The 20,894-nt window shown below is 72.2% G+C and carries 17 protein-coding genes; 15 read left to right on the top strand and 2 right to left on the bottom strand.

Annotation, left to right across the window (positions count from 1 at the left end; all coding sequences use genetic code 11):
• The first annotated feature begins 166 nt into the window (after positions 1 to 166).
• The 3 genes from WG209_RS19425 to der all read left to right on the top strand — a co-directional run bounded on the left by WG209_RS19425 (position 167) and on the right by der (position 4,794).
• Positions 167 to 1,648, top strand: a complete 1,482-nt coding sequence (locus WG209_RS19425; protein WP_337176743.1) for a DUF4912 domain-containing protein — start codon at positions 167 to 169, stop codon at positions 1,646 to 1,648.
• A gap of 35 nt (positions 1,649 to 1,683) precedes the next feature.
• A complete protein-coding gene (locus tag WG209_RS19420; RefSeq protein ID WP_337176742.1) occupies positions 1,684 to 3,039 on the top strand; it encodes a hypothetical protein in 1,356 nt (451 codons plus the stop codon).
• A 255-nt stretch (positions 3,040 to 3,294) separates the two neighbouring features.
• On the top strand, positions 3,295 to 4,794 hold the full coding sequence (gene der / locus WG209_RS19415; RefSeq protein WP_337176741.1) for a ribosome biogenesis GTPase Der: 1,500 nt from the start codon (positions 3,295 to 3,297) through the stop codon (positions 4,792 to 4,794).
• A gap of 21 nt (positions 4,795 to 4,815) precedes the next feature.
• Here the strand turns inward: der and WG209_RS19410 are convergent, their stop codons facing one another.
• Positions 4,816 to 6,288: a DUF4832 domain-containing protein gene (locus WG209_RS19410; RefSeq protein ID WP_337176740.1), complete on the bottom strand. Its 1,473-nt coding sequence runs from the start codon at positions 6,286 to 6,288 to the stop codon at positions 4,816 to 4,818.
• 362 nt (positions 6,289 to 6,650) lie between these two features.
• Between WG209_RS19410 and WG209_RS19405 the strand changes: the two genes are divergently transcribed.
• Positions 6,651 to 7,046 (top strand): hypothetical protein, encoded by a 396-nt coding sequence (locus WG209_RS19405; protein WP_337176739.1) that lies wholly within the window; start codon positions 6,651 to 6,653, stop codon positions 7,044 to 7,046.
• Between the two features lie 156 nt (positions 7,047 to 7,202).
• Positions 7,203 to 7,967, top strand: coding sequence for a DUF4058 family protein (locus WG209_RS19400; protein ID WP_337176738.1), 765 nt, complete (start codon positions 7,203 to 7,205; stop codon positions 7,965 to 7,967).
• Between the two features lie 66 nt (positions 7,968 to 8,033).
• Here WG209_RS19400 and WG209_RS19395 read toward each other — a convergent pair whose 3' ends face one another.
• Positions 8,034 to 9,503 carry a hypothetical protein gene (locus tag WG209_RS19395; protein ID WP_337176737.1) on the bottom strand — a complete coding sequence of 490 codons (1,470 nt, stop codon included), beginning with the start codon at positions 9,501 to 9,503 and terminating at the stop codon, positions 8,034 to 8,036.
• A gap of 381 nt (positions 9,504 to 9,884) precedes the next feature.
• Between WG209_RS19395 and WG209_RS19390 the strand changes: the two genes are divergently transcribed.
• The 10 genes from WG209_RS19390 (at position 9,885) to WG209_RS19345 (ending at position 20,387) form a co-directional block, all read left to right on the top strand.
• The gene (locus tag WG209_RS19390; protein ID WP_337176736.1) at positions 9,885 to 10,523 is read left to right on the top strand and encodes a tyrosine protein phosphatase; all 639 of its coding nucleotides are present in this window, start codon (positions 9,885 to 9,887) and stop codon (positions 10,521 to 10,523) included.
• 210 nt (positions 10,524 to 10,733) lie between these two features.
• Positions 10,734 to 11,243, top strand: a complete 510-nt coding sequence (locus tag WG209_RS19385) for an N-acetyltransferase (RefSeq protein WP_337176735.1) — start codon at positions 10,734 to 10,736, stop codon at positions 11,241 to 11,243.
• 255 nt (positions 11,244 to 11,498) lie between these two features.
• Positions 11,499 to 13,226, top strand: a complete 1,728-nt coding sequence (locus tag WG209_RS19380; RefSeq protein WP_337176734.1) for a glycosyltransferase family 39 protein — start codon at positions 11,499 to 11,501, stop codon at positions 13,224 to 13,226.
• Positions 13,223 to 14,167: a tRNA (adenosine(37)-N6)-dimethylallyltransferase MiaA gene (gene miaA, locus WG209_RS19375; RefSeq protein ID WP_337176733.1), complete on the top strand. Its 945-nt coding sequence runs from the start codon at positions 13,223 to 13,225 to the stop codon at positions 14,165 to 14,167. The genes WG209_RS19380 and miaA overlap by 4 nt, the downstream gene beginning before the upstream one ends.
• 172 nt (positions 14,168 to 14,339) lie before the next feature.
• Positions 14,340 to 16,223: a hypothetical protein gene (locus WG209_RS19370; RefSeq protein ID WP_337176732.1), complete on the top strand. Its 1,884-nt coding sequence runs from the start codon at positions 14,340 to 14,342 to the stop codon at positions 16,221 to 16,223.
• 102 nt (positions 16,224 to 16,325) lie between these two features.
• Entirely contained in the window at positions 16,326 to 17,240 is a 915-nt protein-coding gene (gene truB, locus WG209_RS19365) for a tRNA pseudouridine(55) synthase TruB (RefSeq protein WP_337176731.1), read from the top strand.
• A 354-nt stretch (positions 17,241 to 17,594) separates the two neighbouring features.
• Positions 17,595 to 18,659: a DUF1559 domain-containing protein gene (locus WG209_RS19360; protein ID WP_337176730.1), complete on the top strand. Its 1,065-nt coding sequence runs from the start codon at positions 17,595 to 17,597 to the stop codon at positions 18,657 to 18,659.
• Positions 18,660 to 18,708: 49 nt separating this feature from the next.
• Complete coding sequence (locus WG209_RS19355) at positions 18,709 to 18,948, top strand: hypothetical protein (RefSeq protein ID WP_337176729.1); 240 nt, start codon at positions 18,709 to 18,711, stop codon at positions 18,946 to 18,948.
• A gap of 62 nt (positions 18,949 to 19,010) precedes the next feature.
• Positions 19,011 to 20,069 carry a DUF1559 domain-containing protein gene (locus WG209_RS19350; protein ID WP_337176728.1) on the top strand — a complete coding sequence of 353 codons (1,059 nt, stop codon included), beginning with the start codon at positions 19,011 to 19,013 and terminating at the stop codon, positions 20,067 to 20,069.
• Between the two features lie 87 nt (positions 20,070 to 20,156).
• On the top strand, positions 20,157 to 20,387 hold the full coding sequence (locus WG209_RS19345) for a hypothetical protein (RefSeq protein WP_337176727.1): 231 nt from the start codon (positions 20,157 to 20,159) through the stop codon (positions 20,385 to 20,387).
• Positions 20,388 to 20,894 lie beyond the last annotated feature (507 nt).

Below are 20,894 nucleotides of genomic sequence, written 5' to 3'. Positions count from 1 at the left end.
AGACGACGCAGCCCTCATAATCCTCGGGACCGGACGGCCCGGCCCCTTCACGACGATCCTCCTCCTGGGGACAGCTTCGCCAGCCCCCCGCGCGTGCTATAGTCTTCAGGTCGACGGCGACGCCATGGGCCGATGAAGTGAAGCACCGCGAGGGGGATGGCCGCCGATGAGGATCGCGCTGCTGGGATGGGACCTGGATCGCGAGGCGGTCGGCGCGGTCGCGCGGCTGGGGGCGGACGTGGTCGCCTTCACGCGCTGGTTCCCCGACGAGCCGGAGCGCGAGGCCCATCCCGGCTGGCTGGAGGTCCGCTGCCCGCACGAGATCGGCGGCGGCCCCGGCGAGGAGGCCGTCGCGTTCGGCGTCGGGGCCGTCCGCGCCGCGAGCAACTCCGGCCTGGGGTTCGATTTCGACGTCGTCCACGCGATGGACTGGCGGACCCGCCCCGCCGCCGTCGAGCTGGCCTCGCGCGGCGACGGCCGGGTGCTCGTGATCGCCTCCGACCGCGCCGAGGACGAGGAGGCCGACGACCTCGCCGAAGCCCCGTTCGCGCCCGACGCCTGGTTCTGCGACCACCCCTGGGGCGCCGAACGTCGCCGCGCCCGGATCGGCGACGGCGGGGCGCGGGTCGCCTCCATCCCCACGCAGGCCGGCCTGGGCTTCTGGACCGACCGCCGCGACCCGCGCGACGCCCCCGACGAGGGCCCCCGCGTCGTCGTGAGCCTCGGCCGCGGCGCCCGCGTCTCCCCCCGCGCGATCGCCGAGGGCCTGAAGCGGGCGCGGGGCCGGGCGCCGGGGCTGATCGCCGCGGCGTTCGGTGTCGGCCCGGCGGCCGCCCGGCTCCGACGGCTCCTGAAGGCCGAGGGCCTCCTCTCCGCGCGTTGGGGGGAGACCATCGAGCCGACCACCGGCCGCTGGAACGGGGCGGTGTCCGAGGCGGCGACGCTCGCCACGGGGGCCGACGCCCTCGTCGACGACCCCTTCGCCCGCGCCGCCTGGCTGCTGGGGACCCCCGCCGTCTCCGTCGCCGGCCGCGCCCCGGACGCCATCGCCGGGGCGATCCTCGCCGGCCTCTTCGACCGCGAGCGCCGGGAGGTCGACGTCCGGCTCGGCGTGGCGCTGGAGACCCGTCGGGTGGAGCCCGACGGCGTGGCCGCCGCGTGGCTGAGGGCCTATCGCCGGCTCCTGGGCCGTCGCCCGGCGGAGCCTCCCCCCCCTCCCCCCGCGCCGGTCCCCTTCCCCGAGCTGCGGTCGCGGCTGTCGCTGACGCCGATCTCCCCGCGCGAGGCGATGGCGTCCTGGTCGGTCCGGCCGGACGACTGGCGGGTCGCGATGGAGTGGCTGGGGCCGGAGGCCGTCCGCGCCGTGCTCACCATCCGGCTGTTCGACGTGACCGACGTGGCGTTCGACGGCCTCAACGCCCACGGCGCGTCCGACGTGGACGTGGGCCCCGGCGAGACCCATCGGACGATCGCCCTGCCGTTCGACGGCCGGTCGCTGGCCGCCTGCCTGGGCGTACGGTCGCGGTGGGGGTACTTCCACCCGCTGACCCACTGCCGCATCTGCCACCTGCCGCGCGAGGGCCTGGCCCCCGCGCCGACGCCCCCGGCCCGTCGGCTGCGCGTCGCCCCGCGCCGGCCCGGCCCCTGACCCCCGCCCGCCCGACCCGAGGGAAGCGAGCCGCCATGCCGACCCTGGCCCTTGTCCTGGAACTCCACCACCCGCTCCCCGCCCCCGGCCGGGGCGCGGGGCCGGAATGGGCGCGCTCGGCCGCCGAGGTCTTCTGGCCCCTGCTCCGCGCCCTGGACGACTTCGCCGGCCGCGCCGGCGACGCCTCGATCACCCTGGCCGTCAGCCCGAGCTGGTCGGCCCTGGCCGCCGACCCGGCCGCCCGCCGCCTCGTCCGTCGCGAGTTGCAGGCGGAGGCCCGCCGCCGCGAAGGGGGCCGCCCCCTGCTCCGCTTCGTCGCCGAATCCGGCGGCGACGCCCTGGCCCTGATCCGGCGCTGGCACGCCTCCGGGGCGATCGAGGCGATCCCGACCGCCGCCGCCCACGCCTGGCTCCCCAGCGTCGCCGCCGACCCGACGGTCGCCGGGGCGCAGATCGGCCTGGCCGCCGCCGACCACGCCTCGCGGTTCGACGCCCGGCCGTCGGGGATCTGGCTCCCCTTCCTCTCGTACGCGCCCGGCCTGGAGGCGACGATGGCCGCCCACGGCCTGCGATACTTCGGCGTCTCGGCCGACGCGTTCCTCCGCGGGACGGTCCTCCCCCCCGCCGGGACGCTCGCGCCGATGGCGACCCCCGCGGGCGTGGCCGCCTACGCCGTCTCGCCCCCCCCCGGCCCGGCGGTCGACCCGCGCCAGGGCTACGGCCTGGATCCGCGCTACGCCGACCCGAAGCAGGCCCCCCGCGCGGCGCTCGACCACGCCCAGCACTTCCTCGACCGCTGGGCCGAGGAGGCGTCGACCCCGCCCCCCGACGCCGACGCCGACGCGCCGGCCGAGCCGGTCTCGGTCGTGGCGCTCTCGGCCCACGACCTGGCGCGGGCCTGGCCCCACGGCGGCGTGGACGCGTGGCTGGCTCGGCTGCTGGAGCGGCTGTCCGGGGACGGTACCGTCCGCGCCTCGTCGCTGGGCCGCCACCTGGCGCGCAACCCCGTCGGCGTCATGGGCCGCCCCGCCGCCGCCGCCGGCGGCCCGCTCGCCGCCCGCCCCGCCGGCTCCGACCTGTACGACCGCTGCCGCGCCGCGGCCGACCTGCTGACGTTCGCCCTGGAACGCCGACGGACCCTCGGCCCCGAGGGCCGCGAGGCCCTCGCCGGCATGCTCCGCTCCCTGCTCCGGGCCCAGCAGATCGACTGGTCCCACCCCGTCCACGGCGGCGTCGACCCCGACGAGGGCCTCCGTCGCGCCTCGGCCCACCTGGCCCGCTTCCACGAATGCGCCGCCGCGCTCCTCTCCGGCCGCCCCGGCCTCCTCCCCCGCGAGCCCGGCCCCGCCTTCCTCCCGAACCTCGACCCGGACGACGCCGCGCCGGGATGATCCGCGGGCGCGGCGCGGACGCCATCAAAAGATGCCCCGGCTCGCCTTCCTTCATTTGCCGGGACCGCGTCAACTTCCGTATAATGGCGACGCTGTCCCGTCCGGCTCGGGCGGGATCGGGCTTCGTGACGTGAAGCGGGCGATTCGGACGGCGCGAGCGTCCGGGGGGGGTCGTGATCCCCGCCCGGTCTCCCCGCAACGGTTCAGCGCGCCGGCCGTCGTCGGTTTCGGGTCAAGAGCGGGGAGTTTCGCGCCATGGCGCTGCCCAAGGTCGTCATCGTGGGCCGGCCGAACGTCGGCAAGTCGTCGCTGTTCAACTGGCTGGCCGGGCGGAAGATCGCCATCGTGGACGACGTGGCCGGCGTCACGCGCGACCGCGTCGGCGCGCTGGTCCAGGTCGGGGACGACGACGACCCCCGATTCTTCGAGCTGATGGACACCGGCGGCGTCGGCATCGTCGACCGCGACGACCTCGACCAGGACGTCGAGCGCCAGATCGACACCGCGATGAACGAGGCCGACCTGATCCTCTTCGTCGTCGACATCCGCGAGGAGCTGATGCCGCTGGACGAGGTGGTCGCCCAGCGGCTGCGCTACCTCAAGACGCCCGTCATCCTGGTGATGAACAAGGCCGACGACCCGAAGATGGACGACCGCGGCGGCGAGTTCTACAAGCTCGGCCGGGGCAAGCCGATCGCCGTCTCCGCCCACCAGGACCGCAACAAGTCGCGGCTGCTGGGGATGATCGAGAAGACCCTCCCCTGGGAGGCCTCCGAGAAGCCGGCCGACGCGGTGATGAAGATCGCCGTCGTGGGGCGCCCCAACACCGGCAAGTCCACCTTCATCAACACGCTCGCCCAGGCCGAGCGGATGATCGTCTCGGAGCGCGCCGGCACCACCCGCGACTCGGTCGACGTCCACTTCGAGCTGGACGGCCTCCCCTTCACCGCCATCGACACCGCCGGCGTGAGGCGCAAGGCCAAGATCCGCGACGACCTCGACTTCTACTCCCTCCACCGCGCCGAGCGGTCGATCCGGCGGGCCGACGTCGTCTACCTGTTCCTCGACGCCACCCAGGGCATCACCCGCCTGGACAAGCAGCTGGCCGACTACATCGCCAAGGAATACAAGCCCTGCGTGTTCGTCGTGAACAAGTGGGATCTGATGCTCGCCGCCGAGGCCGACGAGGCCATCGACGGCCGCGCCGGCATGACCCGGTTCGCGCACGCCGTGCAGCACTCCTTCCGGAACATGAGCTACATGCCCCTGGCGTTCATCACGGCCAAGACCGGCAAGAACGTCAAGGCGCTGCTGAACCTCTCGCAGGCGCTGTTCAAGCAGGCCAACCGCCGCGTCGGCACCGGGACGCTCAACCGCGTCCTCCGCGAGGCCGTCGCCGCGCACCCGCCGTCGTTCCGCGAGAACCGCGCGCCGAAGATCTACTACGCCACCCAGGTCGGCTCCGCCCCCCCGACCGTCGTCCTGTTCGTCAACAGCCCCCGGCTGTTCGACGCCACCTATCTCCGCTACCTGCTGAACGTCTTCCGCGAGAAGCTCCCCTTCCGCGACGTCCCCATCAAGCTCTACATGCGGGCGCGCAAGCAGGCCGAGCCCGGCGAGCGCAAGACCCCCGCGGAGGTCGTCGAGGGCTGGGAGGACCTGGACGACGAACTCCCGCGCGAGGCCCCCGAGCCGGAGGAGGTCCGCTTCCTCAACCGCGAGGTCAACGAACTCCTCTCCGACCTCGACTCCTGACCGGCCGGCCCCCCCGGCGCGTCACCTCGACGCGCCGGTCAGCTTGATCCGGCCCAGCTTGTAGCGCCTCGCGCCGTCGTCGTCCGGGAGCGGCAGCGCCAGCGTCGGCGCGCCGTCGCGACGGCCGACGGAGACGAACAGGTCGTATTCGCCCGGCCTCGTCGCGACCGTGAAGAACCCCGCCGGGTCGCGGTGGGGCATGGCCACCGTCGCCTCGGATCGGACCGACCGAACGGGGGCGGCGTCCGGTGGGCCGACCTCCAGGGAACGGACGTCGAACGCCTCGTCGACGTTGACCGAGACGATCCCCCCCTTGTCGTCCTTCAGCGTGAGCGCGACGAACCCGCCGGGATGGCAGGGGGCGACCCCCGCGTTGGCCCAGGTCGCCTCGAAGGCGAACGGCGCCCCGAGCGTCGCCTCGCGCGGCCAGGACGCCTCGCGCAGTTGCAGCCGATACCCCAGGCGGCGGTTGATCCGATCGATGGCCTCGCGGTTCTCCTCCAGCAACTCGCGCGGCCACCAGTGGATCGACATGTAGCTCGCGTGATAATCCTCCACCGCCTTCAGGAGCAGGTCGCCGCTCCACGCCTTGCGGATCTTGGAGGGGCCGTAGTGCTCGTGCTCCAGCACGACGGGGAATTTGGGCCAGAAGGCCTGGGCCATCTCGGCGTGATACCAGGAGTCCGGCGGCGGCTGGACCAGGATGCTGTCGTCGCGGAGCGTCACCCCCTTGGAGAGCGCGTAATCCGTGGCCGGCTGGCTCGCGCCGGGGCGGGTGGGGCCGGCCACGTCGTCGCTGATCGCCAGCAGGGTCTCCTTGAAGTGCTTGACGTGCAGGTCGACGTGGACCTTGACGGCCGCCAGGGTCGCCTCGTCGTCGAGCTGGGCGCCGAAGCCGGTATGCCCCTCCCCCCACATGCCGAACGAGCCGACGTCGATGAACGCGACGTCCGGGTTGCCGTCGTAGCGCGTGGCCATCGCGGCGAGGAAGGCGTCGAGCTTGGCGAGGAACACCGGATCCAGGTAGTCCGGCTCCCACAGCGGGCCGTCGGCCGCCGGGCCCTCGCCGAACTTGAAGTTGACCCCCTTCGCCCCGGCCTCCTGGACCCATCGCGGCGTCGCGTGGCGCAGCCAGCTCTCGGTCGAGGTCACCCGGATGGCGATCTTGTGCCCCTTCGCCCCGAACCGCCGCGCGGGGGTGTCGAACAGCGACCAGTTGAACCGGCCTTCCTCCGGCTCCAGGAACGACCAGGGGACGCGCAGGTAGATCGTGGAAAGCCCCGGGAAGTCGTCGAGCGTGTCCGACGCCTCCAGCTTGGAGCCGTAGTTGGCGATGATGTTCGAGTAGTAGTGGAGCGTCCAGCCCATGTCCGGGTTGACCAGGGCGCGGCCGTCGTCCGCCGGGCGGACCACGACCCGGCCGGGATCGTCCGCGAGGGCCGTCGACGCGAGGGCCAGGGTGGCCGCGATGGCGAGCGTCAGGGGGCGCGTCATGGGGAGGGCCTCGGGGAGGGTTCGGGCGGGGGGCGAGGCCCCATCATAGCCGGCGCGATCGCGCCGGTCCAAACCCTCGCGGGGAGGCCTGCGACGCCGGCGGCGCAAGGACGCCGGGGGATGGGGAATCGAATCCGATTGACGGATCTGCGAATTATGCCGGGTTCAACGCGGGCCCGGGGGACTTTTCCGGGAACGGGGAGCTGGAGGGTTGGCATCCGGCGATTCATCATGTACCCTACGTCTCAGACACCCCTGAGTCCCCACCGAAGTCCACGCTCGGAGGCCTCGCCACCGGGCTGGACTGATTGACTCGATAGCCCTCCGACAACACCCCTTGTGAATCCCTGGAGAACTGCAAGATGAAGCGGCACCTGCTGGGCCTCGCCCTCGGCGCTCTGGTTTCCTTCGCTTTCGCCGGCAACGCCGAGGCGTGTCACGGCAAGAAGAAGGCCTGCGCGACCCCGACCCCGACCTGCGCCCCGGCCCCGGTCGTGTGCGAGCCCGCCCCGGTCGTCTGCGAGCCGGCCCCGGTCGTCGAGACCTGCGCCCCGGCCCCCAAGAAGCATTGCTTCAGCGGCGTCAAGCTGCCCAAGTTCCACATGCCCAAGTTCAAGCTGCACGGCCACAAGTCGGCCCCGGTCTGCGCCGAGACGGTCGCCTACCAGGCCGCCCCGGTCGTCTACGCCGCCCCGCAGGCCAGCCCCCAGGCCTCGCCGCAGGTCTACGCCGCCCCGCAGGCCTCCGCCCAGAACTGAGCGACGAGCGATCGCCTGATCGCCCGGACGCACGCCGGCCGGTCGCGGAACCCCGCGGCCGGCCGAGTTCATTTCGAAAGCCGCCCGGCCCCCGTTCATGCTATCCTCAAGTTCCAAGCCGGCCGTCCCGCCGCGCCCCTGGGAGGATGGATCGCCATGCCCTCGCCGTTCCCCGGCATGAACCCCTGGCTGGAACATCCCGAAGTCTGGCACGACTTCCACTCGGCCTATCTGCCGCTGCTGCGCCGGCAACTCGCCCGGCAGGTCTCTCCGCGGTACGTCGTCAAGATCGACGAGAACGTCTACATCCACGACGAGGAGGCCGACGTCCAGGGTCGGTTCCGGCCCGACCTGGGGATCATCCACCGGGGAACCGTGGCGAGCGTCCGCCCGGCGGCCGGGCCGATCGCCGCGCCGGTCCAGCTTCGGCTCCCCGTCGAGGACGTTGAACGTCTCCCGTACCTGGAGATCGTGGACGCTCGGGGCGGGGAATTGATCACGGTCATCGAGCTGCTCAGCCCGACGAACAAGCGACGGGGCGACAACCGCGCGAGCTACCTGGCCAAGCGGCGGGCGATCCTCGCGGGCGACGTCAACCTCGTCGAGATCGACCTGCTCCGCGCCCACCCCCCGATGCCGCCGGCGGACCGGCCTCCCTGCGCCTACTCGGCGTTGGTCGTCCGCCGGGGGCGCGGCTCGGTCGCCGAGTTCTGGCCCATCGGCCTCCGCGATCCCCTGCCCATCATCCCGGTCCCCCTGAACGAGCCCGACGGGGACGCGACGCTGGACCTGAAGGCCGCGCTCGACGAGGCCCACGACGACGCGGCCTATCAATACCGCATCTACGACGAAACGCCGACGCCGCCCCTCTCGCCCGAGGAGGAGGCGTGGGCGCGGACGTTCCCGCCGCCGGCGAATTGAATCGTTGCAGCGACGGGTAAGGTCCCGATCCCTCGATCGGCCCGAGGGGGCGGCGTGGGCCGGGGCTCAGAATTCCCAGACGCGGCGGCCCTTGAGGAACATGGTGACGTAGCCGTCCTCGCTGATCTTGAGGACGGGGCCGAACTGGGAGGCGGCCAGGGCGGCGAGGGTGCGGGCGCCCTGGAGGGAGCGGCCGAGGTCCAGGACCTCGGGGTTGATGCGGAGGATGGCGCCGAAGGTCAACAGCCGGCCGTCGGGGGCGGCGACGACGGCGCCGTCGAGGCTGGCGATGGCCTCCAGGACGGTCGGCTCGAGCTGGTCCACCCGCATGCCCCGGACGGCGTGGTGCAGGGCGCGCTTGGCCAGGCGGGGGGAGAGGTTTTCGGGGTCCTGGGGGTCGTCGGCGGCGACCTCCTCGGTCATGCGGTCGATCGGGGCGATGAGCTGGGGGATCGCCCGCTCGGGGTCGCGGGCGACGACCAGCAGCGCGCCGACGCGGGCCTCGCTGAGGTTCAGCGCGGCCTGGAAGAAGTGGCGCGCGAGGTCGCCGTCGCCGTCGCGGCGGACGGCCTCGCTCCAGGCGGCGAACTTGGTGGAGGCGTCCAGCAGCCGCCAGCGGCCGTCGCTGAAGTTGAAGGCCAGCTCGCCGCGCGCGAAGACCTTGATCTCGCGCGAGGGGGTCAGCGCCAGGCAGACGTGGCCGCCGGACATGGTGGCGCGGGCGTGGGCCTCGAATCGGCGCGGGCAGAACTGGGCCTCGAGCCCCTTCGGCTGGGTGCGATCTGCCCAGTCGGAGATGTCCGCGATCCGGACGAGTTCCCCCTGGGGGTCGACGACGAAGACGGTGCGGAGGCCGTCGCTGAGGCGGTGGAAGCCCTTGATGGCGGTGAGCCGGGCGTTGAACTGGGGGGCCCCCTGGAGGTTCTCTCGCCCGGGGGTGGTCGGGTCGTGGGGCGTCCCCAGCAGGAGCGCCCCGGTGGTCACTCGCTTGTTCTCGTAGGTGGAAAGCGCCGCGACCCGCATCGCCTCCAGCGCCGCGGCGATCCGGAAGGAGCCGTCCGGGTCCAGGAAGTCCGCGACGATGAGGTCCTCGATCAGGTAATTGAAGCGTTCGAAGCGATCGGCGAGGTCCTGGTCGAACAGCGACCGGAATCGCTGGTCGAGGATGGAGACGATGACGCCGATCATCCTCCGCTCGGCCGGGAAGAGGGGGATGGGGCTGCCCGGCCGGAAGGTCAGACGGGTGCCCCGCCATTCGACGTCGAGCCCCAGGCGGTCGGGGTCGTCGAGGAGGCGGTAGGGGGACTCCCCCATCACCACGTCCCAGTCGATGATGCTGCGGTCCCCCTGGATCTCCAGCAGGGAATCCGGGAAGAAGTGCTCGAGCGTGCGCCGCATCACCGATTGGTACAGGCCGACGACCTTGGAGACGGGGGCGGGTTGTCGGTCGGGTCGGGCCACCAAGCTATGCTCCGCCAGGGTCGCGGTCGAGGGGGCGTCGAACCGGACTAGCTTGTCAATCGCCTGTTCCGCCATGCCGAGCGTCCCTCCCGCCATCGTCCCGACGCCCTTGACTTCATCGTAGAGGACGCCCGGAAGAATACCAAGGCCGACCGATTCGGCGATCGCGAAATCCGGGGCGGCTCGCGCGGGCCGAGCGTCCTTCCGCCGGGCGAGGGGCCGGGATCGGGGCCCGGGCCACCATCCACGCGGGCCCCCCGCGGCCGGTTTTCCTCAACTCGCCCGCCGGCGCGGGCCGATGCGCATGGGGCCGGCGTCCGCCTTGTCGGGGGGGGCGACCCCTGCTAGGATTCGCGACCACGTCCCCGCGGAGGGCGTCGGCGAGCCGCCCCAGGGAACGGGGACATGTCCGGGCGGGATGGAACCGCCGGCCGGCCGACACGGAGCAATCGTCCGATGACCAATCGTCGCAAGTTCCTGCGCGCCTCCCTGGGCGTCGGCCTGACCGGGCTCGCCTGTCACCAGCTCTGGCGGCACGGCCACGACTACGTCTTCGCGCACAACTTCGCGGAGATCGTCCCGGGCAAGATCTATCGCGGGGCGTGGCAGAAGGAGTGGCCGATGCGCCGCATCGCCCGCGACTACCAGCTCAAGTCGATCCTCGCCCTCGCCCATCCCTACGACGCCGCCATCTCCGTCAAGGAGCGGGAGCTGGCCAAGGAGCTGGGGATCACCTGGTTCCACAAGCCGATCATCGACCAGCGCGGCGCGGCGGAGCCGAAGACGATCTTCGAGATCCTCGACGAGGCGGCCGCCGTCCTGAACGACCCGGCGAACCACCCGATCTTCTTCCACTGCCACCACGGCCTGAACCGGGTGTCGATGGTCCAGATCGCCTATCGGACCAAGTATTGCGGCTGGACGCTGGAGCAGGCGGCCGAGGAAGTGGCGTCGAAGTTCGGCCTGGTGAAGGCGAATCAGGGGCCCGACTACCGCACCATGGTCCAGTATTACGCCGAGAACGTCCTGCCGTACCGCGAGGCCCAGGCCGTCGCCGCCGGGGGCGACGCCGGCGCCGATTCCAGGGTCCGCTGACCCCCGCCCGCCGGCCCGCGACGGAACCACGCTTGATTCCCCGGCCGGTACGTCTAGAATCAATGTTCACGCGGATCCTCCGAGGGAAGAAGGGGGATCCGCGCGCTCGCGCGCCGCGCGAGGCCACGCCAGGTTCGCGATCACCTAGGTTCCCGTCCATCCGGAGCCCCGAGCCAAACGGCCGTCAGGCCGAAAAGGGAGGTCCCTCGATTGAACATCCGCCCCGCCCGCGTCGGCGACGTCACCGCCATCTACGAGTTGATTCGAGAGTTCGCGGATCGCAAGGTCATGATCCGCAGGTCGATGGGCGAGCTGTACGAGTCGATCCGAGAGTTCCTCGTCGCGGTGGACGCGGACGGTAGGGTGGTCGGGTGCGCGGCGCTGCACGTGTTCTGGGAGGACCTCGCGGAGCTGAAGTGCCTCGCCGTGGCCGAGGGGGCGCAGGGGACCGGGATCGGCCGCAAGCTGGTCGACGCCTGCTGGGACCAGGCGACCGAGCTGGAGATCGACTCCGTCTTCGCGCTGACCTACGCCGTCGGCTTCTTCGAGCGTTGCGGCTACGTCCAGATCGACAAGGCCGAGCTGCCGCACAAGATCTGGAACGAGTGCGTCCGCTGCCCCCTGTTCCCCAACTGCAAGGAGACCGCCCTGATCCGCTCCCACAAGCCGATCAAGGCGGCCGAGACCGCGGTCGAGGGGCTGGAGCTGATCGGCGTCTGACGCGGAGCGCCGGGCGGCGCGGGCGAGCGGGGCGGACGGGCTGACGACGACCATCCTTCTCCCCTCGTGGGAGAAGGTGGCCGAAGGCCGGATGAGGGGGATCTCACGGCTGCCGGTCGCGCGCCCCCTCATCCGCCCCTGCGGGGCACCGTCTCCCACGAGGGGAGAAGGGGGATTCAGGCTGGCCCTCCGATATCGACCGGCGCCGCGGGCGTCATCTCAACGCGATCCCTGGTCCGACATCGGAGCGGCCTCTTGAGCGGGCTCGAATCGCAATCCGTCGGCCCGGACGCCCTGACGGGAGACGTCGCGGCGGCGTCCGGCCCTTCGCGCGGGCGGCTTGCGTTGGCGTCGGCCCTGGTCGGTGTCGCCACGCTGATCCTGATGCTGGCGACCGAGCCGATGCTGGCGATCGTCTGGGACGAGGGCTACACCCTGGGCCGCGAGGCCAGGCTGCGGGCCTGGTTCGGGGCCCTGCGCGACCCGGCCGGGTCCGCCGCGACCTGGGCGCCCCCGGCGATCGAGCTGGTGCAACAGCAAGGCGCGCCCTTGCCCCCCCCCGATCGCCGCGACACCCTCGGCGAACTGCTGTTCGACCCCGAGGTCCTGGCGTGGTTCTGGCCGTTCGCCCGCGAGGAGCCCCACGGCCACCCGCCCTTCTACGCGCTGCTGGGGCTGACCGGCGACGTGCTGACCCCCGGCCGTTCCGACCTCCAGCGCGGCCGGCTGGGGCCGATCCTGCTGTTCTCGATCACGGCGGGTCTGCTGTTCCGCTCCGTGGCCCGGCGATGGGGGTGGTGGGCCGCGGCGGCCTCGGCCGGGGCGTGGGCGCTGCACCCGCACCTATTCGCGCACGGCCATTACGCCTCCTATGACGGCCCGCTGACGTGCCTCTGGCTCCTGACGATCCTCGCGTTCGTCGCCGGCCGCGAATCGGGGCGGCTCGCCTGGGCCGGCGCGTTCGGCGTCGCGCTGGGCTGCGCGATGGCCGACAAGCTCACCGGCTGGTTCATCCCGATCCCCTTCCTCGCCTGGGCGGCCGTGTATCGCGACCGCCGCGCGCTGCGGTTCCTGGTCGTCGGCGGGCTGGTCGGGCTGGCGACGACGTACCTGCTCCAGCCGCCGTGGTGGACCGAGCCGATCGCCGGGCCGTACCGCTTCTTCCGGTCCAACCTCTCCCGCGGCGAGACCATCCCGATCCCGGTGCAATTCCTGGGGACGATCTACAACACGCCGAGGGAATCGCTGCCGCCGTACAACACGATCGTCCTGACCGTCTTCTGCACCCCCGTCGTCTTCCTGGCGCTGGGGCTGGCGGGTGCCTGGCGGGCCGTCCGACGCTGGAAGGTCGAGCCGATCCTGCTCCTGTTCCTGGCCCACTGGGCGTTCCTGCTGCTGCTGCGGGCGATGCCCAGGACCCCCGGCCATGACGGCGTCCGTCTGTTCCTGCCCGCCTTCGGCGTCCTGGCGCTCCTGGCGGGGCCGGGCGCGGAGCAGCTGCGCGCCTGGATCGGCGGGGCGTCGCGATGGGTTGTCGGCCTGGGCCTGGCGGAGGGGGCGGTGGCGGTGGCCGTGATGATGCCCGTGCCGCTCTCGTATTACAGCCCGATCGTCGGCGGCCTGCCGGGGGCGACGCGCCTGGGCATGGAGCCGACGTTCTACTGGGACGCCCTCGACGACGGCGCGAGGGCGTTCCTCCGCGAGAACACCCCCCCCGGCCGGACGATCCGATTCGCCACGTTCCCGCACTCGTGGATCTACCTCCGCGATACCGGCGAGCTTCCCCGCGCGATCGCCCCGATCGACCCCGGCGTCCCGCTCTGGTACGTCGTCCAGAATCGGCCCGGGGCGCTGTCGGCGTGGGACCGCGCGCTGCTCGGGCGGGAGAGGACGGCGTACGCGGTCTCCAAGCTGGGCGTCCCGCTCGTCTGGGTCTTCCGGCACGAGGACCTGGAGCGGGCCATCCGCGAGGCCGCCCGATGAGCCTCGCCCCGGAGCATCGGGCCGTCTACCTGACGGGCGCGACGGCCTCGGGCAAGTCGGCCGTCGGGGTCCACCTGGCCCGGCTGATCGACGCCGAGATCCTGTCGCTGGACTCCATGTCGCTCTATCGCGGCATGGACGTCGGCACCGCCAAGCCGACCCTCGCGGAGCGCGGCGGCGTCCCCCACCACCTCATCGACGTGCTGGACCCGTGGGAGTCGGCGAGCGTGGCCCTGTACCGCGAATGGGCGCTGGCGGCGATCCGCGACGTCGAGTCGCGCGGGCGTCGGGCGCTGTTCGTCGGCGGCACGGCGCTCTACCTGAAGGCCATGCTCCGCGGCCTGTTCGACGGCCCCGGCGCCGACCCGGAGGTCCGCGCGCGGCTCGAGGCCGAGGCCCAGGCCGTCGGCGACGCCGCGCTCCACGCGCGCCTGGCGACGCTCGACCCGGCCACCGCCGCGCGGCTGCACCCCAACGACCGCCGCCGCGTCGTCCGCGCGCTCGAGGTGATGGAGCTGACCGGCACCCCCTTCAGCGCCCAGCAGCGCGAGCACGACCGCCCCGCGCCGGCCGCGACGAGGGTCTTCGCCCTGGACTGGCCCCGCGACATCCTCCACGAGCGGATCGACGCCCGCGTCGTGGCGATGTTCGAGGCCGGGCTCGTCGAGGAGGTCCGCCGGCTCCAGTCGGCCCCCCGGCCGATGAGCTGGGTGGCGTCGCAGGGCGTCGGCTATCGCGAGGTGATCGAACACCTCTCGGGCGCGGTCGACCTGCCCACGACCATCGCCCGGGTCCAGGCCCGGACTCGCCAGTTCGCCAAGCGCCAGGGGACCTGGTTCCGCGGGCTTTCGGAGGTCCGCCGCGTCGAGGTCGCCCCCGGCGACGACCCCGAAACCCTGGCGCGCCGGCTCGCCGCCGAGATCGGGAACGCCGCGGATTGACCTTCCGGGGTCGCGGCGCTTGTGCTAAGACTCCGGCGGCGGATCGGTCGGGCGCGCGGCGATTGCGCGCACCGAGGCCCCGACCTCGCCGCACCGCACCGCACCGGATCGCGTTCAGTCCTTCCCCGTCGCGTCGCTCGCGGGGAGGGCGTCCCAGGGAGGGGATGACCATATGGGCCGGCGACTCGTCTTGTGGCTTGGCATGGCGCTGGTGGTCGCGTGCGGCCCGACTCGCGCCCTCGGCTTCCAGGCCGACCCCTTCGGGGATCCGGTCGAGGCCCAGGAACCGGCCCCGTTCACCCCGGGCGAGTTCTCGGCGGTCGACGAGGACGAGCCGGGCGACCTCCCCCCCGCGCGGGCGTCGGCGCCGGACATGGAAGCCGCCCCGCCCCCCGTCGCGCCGTCGCCGCGGTTCGCCCGCCCCGCGCCGACCGAGGACGACGCCGTCGAGCGCGTCCAGGCCCCCGCGCCGGCCCCGGCGCCGGCCGCCGCGCCCGCCGCCGCCCCTCCGACCGACGCCGACGGCGGATTCATCACCTCCGCCGAACGCCTCCCCCTGGGGCGGCACGAGGCCGTCGTCAACGTCGAGGTCCAGGCCCCGGCCGAGATGAACCTGAACAAGACGGCGACCGCCGTCATCGTCGTCGCCAACACCGGCTCCTCGGACGTCTTCGACGTCATCGTCCGCGACGAGCTGCCGCCGGGGCTGAAGTTCGTCTCCAGCTCCGTCCCCCCCGACCCGGCCACCGCCGAGCAAGGGCTGTTGATCTGGCGGCTGGGGACCCTCGCCGCCGGCGCCAGCAAGAAGATCCCGATGCAGGTGACCCCCACGCAGGTCGTCCACATGGACCACGCGGCGACCGTCACCTTCCGCGCCGGGAGCAAGGCCCGCAGCCTCGTCCGCGAGCCCAAGCTCAAGGTCGAGGTCATCCAGGCGCCCAGCGTCGCCAGGCAGCTCAAGGGCAAGACGGTCGAATACCGGATCTCCGTCACCAACACCGGCGACGGCCCGGCGCGCGACATCATGGTCCTCGCCAAGCTCGGCCCCGGCCTGCGCCACGAGAGCCTCGCCCGGAGCGAGGACAACAGCCTGGAGCACCCCATCGACGTCCTGGGCCCCGGCGACCGCTACGACCTGCCCCCCCTCGTCGTCGACGCCGCCGCCGGGGGCAAGCAGACCTGCGTCGTGAAGGCCACCAGCGCCGACGTCGTCTTCAACGCCGCCGACGCCGAGGTCGAGCGCTCCATCGACGTCATCGAGCCCATGATCAAGATCGAGCTGGCCGCCCCGGAGAAGCGCTACACCGACACCGTCGGCCAGTACAGCGTCACCGTCGAGAACCCCGGCACCGCCCCGGCCAGGAACGTCCGGGTCTCCGTCGCGCTCCCCGTCGGCGGCCGGACCGGGAAGCTGGTGAAGGTCCCGGAGGACGCCGTCTACGACAACAAGGCCCAGCGCCTGATCTGGAGCATCCCCGAACTCCTCCCGACCAACGACCCGGCCAACCCGACGAGCAAGCCCCTGGTCCTGCCGTTCGAGGTCCGCCTCGGCAGCGTCGGCTACTACGAGGTCACCGCGGAGGCCAAGGCCGACGGCGTCGCCGTCGAGCGCCAGAAGCGATCGACCGACGTCCAGGGCATGGCCGACCTCGACCTCCTGGTCCACGAGGCCAAGCGCGTCGTCGACGTCAACAACACGACCATGTTCCTCATCAAGCTGAAGAATTACGGCACCAAGGAGGCGTCGGCCGTCCAGGTGGAGTTCTTCCTCTCGCCCAACCTCCAGCCCCTGGAGACCTCCGGCGGCCCCGAGGGCCATATCACCAAGACGGAGGACAAGCGGGGCCTCTGCTTCCCCGTGATCCCCCAGATCGCCCCCGGCGCCACGGTGGTCCTCGGCATCAAGGTCAACGCCGAGAAGGCCGATGAGGGCATCGGCACCTGCGAGGTCAACGTCAAGCAGGCCGACACCGCCGCCGTCCTCAAGGGGATGGCCAACGTCAAGATCACCGAGGGCCGCCGCACCGCCGGCGCCGCCGAGCCCGACGTGAAATGAGACGGCCGCCCCGCCGCGATCTAGGGTGTCCAATGAGGGATGAAATGGCGTAATCTCTCCGGCGAGGGCGAGGCGCGACGGCGTCCCGCCCACGGATCCCCCATGCGCACCCGAAGGACGATCGACGTGATCCTGGACATGGATGGCCCTCCCCCCTCGGAGGGCGTGCTGAATCTCGACAAGCCGCCGGGCCTGACCTCGCGCGACGTCGTCAACCGCGTCGCCCGCCTCCTGCCCCGGAAGGTCAAGGCGGGACACGCCGGCACGCTCGATCCCCTGGCCACGGGGGTCCTGGTAATCTGCGTCGGCCCGGCCACGCGCCTCATCGAATACATCCAGCGCATGGGGAAGACTTACCGCTCCACGTTCCGCCTCGGCGCGCGCAGCGACACCCACGACGTCGACGGCGTCGTCGTCCCCGCCGACGACCCCCGCGTCCCCGACCTCGCCGAGATCGAGGCCGCCCTGGCGTCCCAGGTGGGGGTGGTGGAGCAGCTCCCCCCCGCTTACTCGGCCCTGAAGATCGAGGGCAGGCGCGCCTACGACCTGGCCCGCGCCGGCGAGGCCGTCGTCCTGGCCCCCCGCCCCGTCCGCATCGACGAGATCCGCGTGCTGGGCTACGAGTGGCCCCGGATCGACGTCGAAATCACCTGCGGCGGCGGCACTTACATCCGATCCATCGCCCGCGACCTGGGCGAGGCCCTGGGCTGCGGCGCGATCATGGAGGCCCTGGCCCGCACGCGCATCGGCGTCTTCTCCCAGGAGGAGGCCGTGGCCGTGGACGACCTGGACCGGGACACCCTCGGCCAGTTCCTCCGGCCGTCCCTCGACGCCGTCGCCGGACTCCCCCGCGTGACGCTCGACGACGCCGCCCTGGCCGACGTCCGCCTCGGCCGCAAGGTCCCCGGCGACGCCGAGGCGGGCGCGGAGGTCGCGCTGGTCGACGCCGAGGGCCGCCTCGTCGCCCTCGGCGAGGCCGACGGCCGCCTCGTCCAGCCGCGCAAGGTCCTGGCCTAAAATCCCGGGGCCACCCCCCAAGGAATTAGGTCTGGAGAAAATACGCAAGGGGCCTTGATTTCTCTTGCGTCAAGGCTATTTTTGCAGATGATTGCTTTGGTGGGATGACGCGGGCGGTCACCCGCGGCCGACCTGGTCGCGAGAGCCCTCTCCACCGCCCCGCGGGCCCCTTCCACCTTCGACTCCCCGGAAGACCGGCCGACGCCGTCTGTCGACGGGAACTCCCCTCCCAACGTCGGCCGTCCTCCTCGCCCGGGCCCATGCCCTCCCGACCGGGCCACGCCATGCATGACCCGGCCCCTGGGCCGGGCCACCGCGTCCTCCTTCCATCACGACCGCCCCGTGAGGACTACCATGTCGACAACCTCGGACCCACGTCGCGGCTTCACGCTGATCGAGCTGCTGGTCGTCATCGCCATCATCGCCGTCCTGATCGCCCTGCTCCTCCCCGCCGTCCAGGCCGCCCGCGAGGCCGCCCGCCGGTCGCAATGCACGAACAACCTCAAGCAGATCGGCCTGGCGCTGGCCAATTACGAGAGCGCCACGGGCTCGTTCCCGATCGGGGCGACGGCCTACGGCGACAGGGCCACGCTGGATTGCACCGGGAGGCGGCAGCACACGTTCTTCTCGCTGATCCTGCCGAACATGGAGCAGGCGGCGATCTACAACTCGATCAACTTCAGCCTGCGGGCCATCTCCAACGGCGGCCCCTTCGGCCGGGCCGTGGACAGCGGGGCGGCGAACAAGACGGCCCTGCATTCGACCATCGCGTCGCTGATCTGCCCGTCCGACACCGTCGTCTCGCCCGACCCGGCGTCCGTCCGAGGGCGCGGACAGTCCTCCTATTCCGGCGTGGTTGGCCACAAAGACATCCGCCATTTCTGGTATGGCTGCCCCCCGGACGGCGACCAGCCGGCCATCGAGTCCGACGGCGCCTTCGGCGAGGAATACAACTACGGCATCTCCGACATCAGCGACGGCCTGAGCAACACCATGTTCGTCGGCGAGGTCTCCAAGTTCCGCAACGACCCCAACCCGACCCTGGCGAACCAATGGGGCAACTACGCCTACTACACCACGGCCACCGCCGGCGTCACCCGCGTCAGCGCCCTGGCCTACACGCTGGCGAAGCCCAACTCGTCGATGATCGTCCCGGACATCCCGAGCGACGGCTCCTATGGGACCAACTGGGACCGCAACCCGGCGACCCGGTTCCAGGACTTCGGCCAGTGGGGCTTCCGCAGCATGCACCCCGGCGGCGTGAACTTCGTCTTCGGCGACGGAAGCGTCCGGTTTATCAGGGATGGCATCGAGGTGGTCGGCGGCCGGAGCCCCACCAGCGGCTGGGCGACCCCGGGCGTCTATCGCAAGCTCGCCACCCGCAACGGCGCCGAGGTCGTCAGCGCCGACGCCTTCTGACCCGGCCCCGACCGGCACCCACCCTCGCATAGACCCCGGGACCGTTCCGATGATCCATCGCCGCAAGCTCCCCGCCGCCGCCCTCCTGCTCGCCTGCTCGCTCCCGCTCGTCGCCGGCTGCGGCGAATCCGGGGGCGTCTCCGCGGTCCCCGTGAAGGGGGAGGCGTCCGCCGGCGGGTCGTCCACCCAGCCCAAGATGCTCCCCTCGGCCTCCGGCGAATCGGCCGCCCCCGCCGCGGCGGCGAAGGCGGGGGGGAAGCAACTCGCCCCGCTCGAGACCGTGGAGTAACCCCCTCTCCTCGCGAATTCCGCCCGTCGACATCATCTCACGTCCATCGAGGCCCCCGCATCATGACACCGACCAAGCCGGGACGCCGCGGCTTCACGCTGATCGAGCTGCTGGTCGTCATCGCCATCATCGCCGTCCTGATCGCCCTGCTCCTCCCCGCCGTCCAGGCCGCCCGCGAGGCCGCCCGGCGCGCCCAGTGCACCAACAACCTGAAGCAGATCGGCCTGGGGCTGGCCAACTACGAGAGCGCCATGGGCGTCTACCCGCTGGGCTCGCTCCGGTACGGCACCGGCCCGAACCAGGATTGCGGCACCCCTCGCCGCTTCACCCTCTTCGCCTTCATCCTCCCCCAGATGGAGCAGACGTCGGTCTACAACTCGATCAACTTCATGGTCTCCTCGTTCGAGGAGGCGGGGCCCTACGGCACGTCGGTCAACAGCGCGGCGATCAATAGCACCGCCATGAACTCGCGCATCGCCGCCTACGTCTGCCCCTCCGACGGCGTCAGCCGGCCGCACCCGGGGAGCGTCCAGGGCCGAGGCCCCTCCTCGTACGGCGGCGTCGCCGGCAACCGCGACGTCGTCCACTGGTGGAACGGCTGCTCCGGCGGCAACAACCCGGGCATCGAGCCCGACGGCATGTTCAGCTCCGACTACTGCTACGGCATCTCCGCCGTCTCCGACGGCCTCAGCAACACCATGTTCGTCGGCGAGACGTCCAAGTACGTCAACGACCCCGACGGCGACTGGTTCTACCAGTGGACCCAGGACGCCTGGTACGGCTCGTGGATCGCCGACGGCGTGAGCCGGATCTTCGCGTTCGGCCTCACCGTCGCCCCCCCCAACACCCCCCCCGTCGTCCCCGACGTCCCGTCCGACGGCACGTTCGACGTCAACTGGCAGAAGAACCCCAGCAACGCCGTGCTGAAGATGGGCCAGTGGGGCTTCCGCAGCATGCACCCCGGCGGCGTGAACTTCCTGTTCGGCGACGGCAGCGTCCGCTACGTCAAGAACTCGATCCAGGTCGCCGGCCCCGTCGTCAACGGCGAGACGACCAACGGCGTCTATCGCAGCCTGGCCACCCGCAACGGCGGCGAGGTCATCAGCGCCGACTCCTACTGACCCGCGGATCGCGGACGGGCCCGGGGCCGCCCCGCCCCGGCCCTTCCCATCCCCCGCCGCCACGCCTCGACGAGGAGCCATCGGAACATGAAGCGTCTCGCGTCCTTCTCGCTGGTCGGGCTCGTCCTGGCGATCACCGGCTGCACCGGCTCGGGCGGTCCCGAAGCCTTCGCGGCGAACTCCTACGACTCGCCGACGATCCCCGGCGTCGAAGTCCCCCCCCCGCCGGGCGCGGACGGCAAGCCGATCAAGACCAAGGCGTCCACCCGCGTCGGCCTCCAGCAGAACCGCGGCCCCCTCCCCCCGCCTTCCCAGTAACGGCCCCGGCCCCGACCCCACGACCATCCCCGCGAGCCCGGACGCACCCCGTCCGGGCTCGTCGCGTTTCACCGGCGGCTCGCCGACGGATGACCGATCGCCCGCCCCGCCCTCCTGGCACCTTGTCGAGGCCACGCCCAGGAGAAGCCCCCCTTCTCACCTCGTGGTGCTCCCTCGAAAACAGCGTCGAGGGCCCGTCCATCCCCCCTTCTCCCCTCGTGGGAGAAGGTGGCCGAAGGCCGGATGAGGGGGCGACCGGCCTCGCGTCCCTCGGCTCGCGAGGCCCCCTCCGCCGACGCCTCCCGGTCGCGCGCCCCCTCATCCGCCCCTCCGGGGCACCTTCTCCCACGAGGGGAGAAGGGATGCTTGTCGTTGCCCCCCCGGGTTATCGACGGAGCACACTCGTGGGAGACGGGCCCTCATCCGACGTCTTCCCCCCTCGCGGGGGAGGACAGACCGCGAAGCGGTCAGGTGAGGGGGACGACGAGCAGAGGCACCGACGGACTT

The organism is Paludisphaera sp. (assembly GCF_037189885.1).
GTDB lineage: Bacteria > Planctomycetota > Planctomycetia > Isosphaerales > Isosphaeraceae > Paludisphaera.
Note: the sequence above shows the minus strand (reverse complement) of the source record. Positions and strands in the feature narration are given on the sequence as shown.

What these genes read in the sequence shown, in the direction of transcription:
- WG209_RS19425 (WP_337176743.1), top strand. Translation starts at nt 167, where the DNA reads ATGAGGATCGCGCTGCTGGGATGGGACCTGGATCGCGAGGCGGTCGGC.
- WG209_RS19420 (WP_337176742.1), top strand. Translation starts at nt 1,684, where the DNA reads ATGCCGACCCTGGCCCTTGTCCTGGAACTCCACCACCCGCTCCCCGCC.
- der (WP_337176741.1), top strand. Translation starts at nt 3,295, where the DNA reads ATGGCGCTGCCCAAGGTCGTCATCGTGGGCCGGCCGAACGTCGGCAAG.
- WG209_RS19410 (WP_337176740.1), bottom strand. Translation starts at nt 6,288, where the DNA reads ATGACGCGCCCCCTGACGCTCGCCATCGCGGCCACCCTGGCCCTCGCG.
- WG209_RS19405 (WP_337176739.1), top strand. Translation starts at nt 6,651, where the DNA reads ATGAAGCGGCACCTGCTGGGCCTCGCCCTCGGCGCTCTGGTTTCCTTC.
- WG209_RS19400 (WP_337176738.1), top strand. Translation starts at nt 7,203, where the DNA reads ATGCCCTCGCCGTTCCCCGGCATGAACCCCTGGCTGGAACATCCCGAA.
- WG209_RS19395 (WP_337176737.1), bottom strand. Translation starts at nt 9,503, where the DNA reads ATGGCGGAACAGGCGATTGACAAGCTAGTCCGGTTCGACGCCCCCTCG.
- WG209_RS19390 (WP_337176736.1), top strand. Translation starts at nt 9,885, where the DNA reads ATGACCAATCGTCGCAAGTTCCTGCGCGCCTCCCTGGGCGTCGGCCTG.
- miaA (WP_337176733.1), top strand. Translation starts at nt 13,223, where the DNA reads ATGAGCCTCGCCCCGGAGCATCGGGCCGTCTACCTGACGGGCGCGACG.
- WG209_RS19370 (WP_337176732.1), top strand. Translation starts at nt 14,340, where the DNA reads ATGGGCCGGCGACTCGTCTTGTGGCTTGGCATGGCGCTGGTGGTCGCG.
- truB (WP_337176731.1), top strand. Translation starts at nt 16,326, where the DNA reads ATGCGCACCCGAAGGACGATCGACGTGATCCTGGACATGGATGGCCCT.
- WG209_RS19360 (WP_337176730.1), top strand. Translation starts at nt 17,595, where the DNA reads ATGTCGACAACCTCGGACCCACGTCGCGGCTTCACGCTGATCGAGCTG.
- WG209_RS19355 (WP_337176729.1), top strand. Translation starts at nt 18,709, where the DNA reads ATGATCCATCGCCGCAAGCTCCCCGCCGCCGCCCTCCTGCTCGCCTGC.
- WG209_RS19350 (WP_337176728.1), top strand. Translation starts at nt 19,011, where the DNA reads ATGACACCGACCAAGCCGGGACGCCGCGGCTTCACGCTGATCGAGCTG.
- WG209_RS19345 (WP_337176727.1), top strand. Translation starts at nt 20,157, where the DNA reads ATGAAGCGTCTCGCGTCCTTCTCGCTGGTCGGGCTCGTCCTGGCGATC.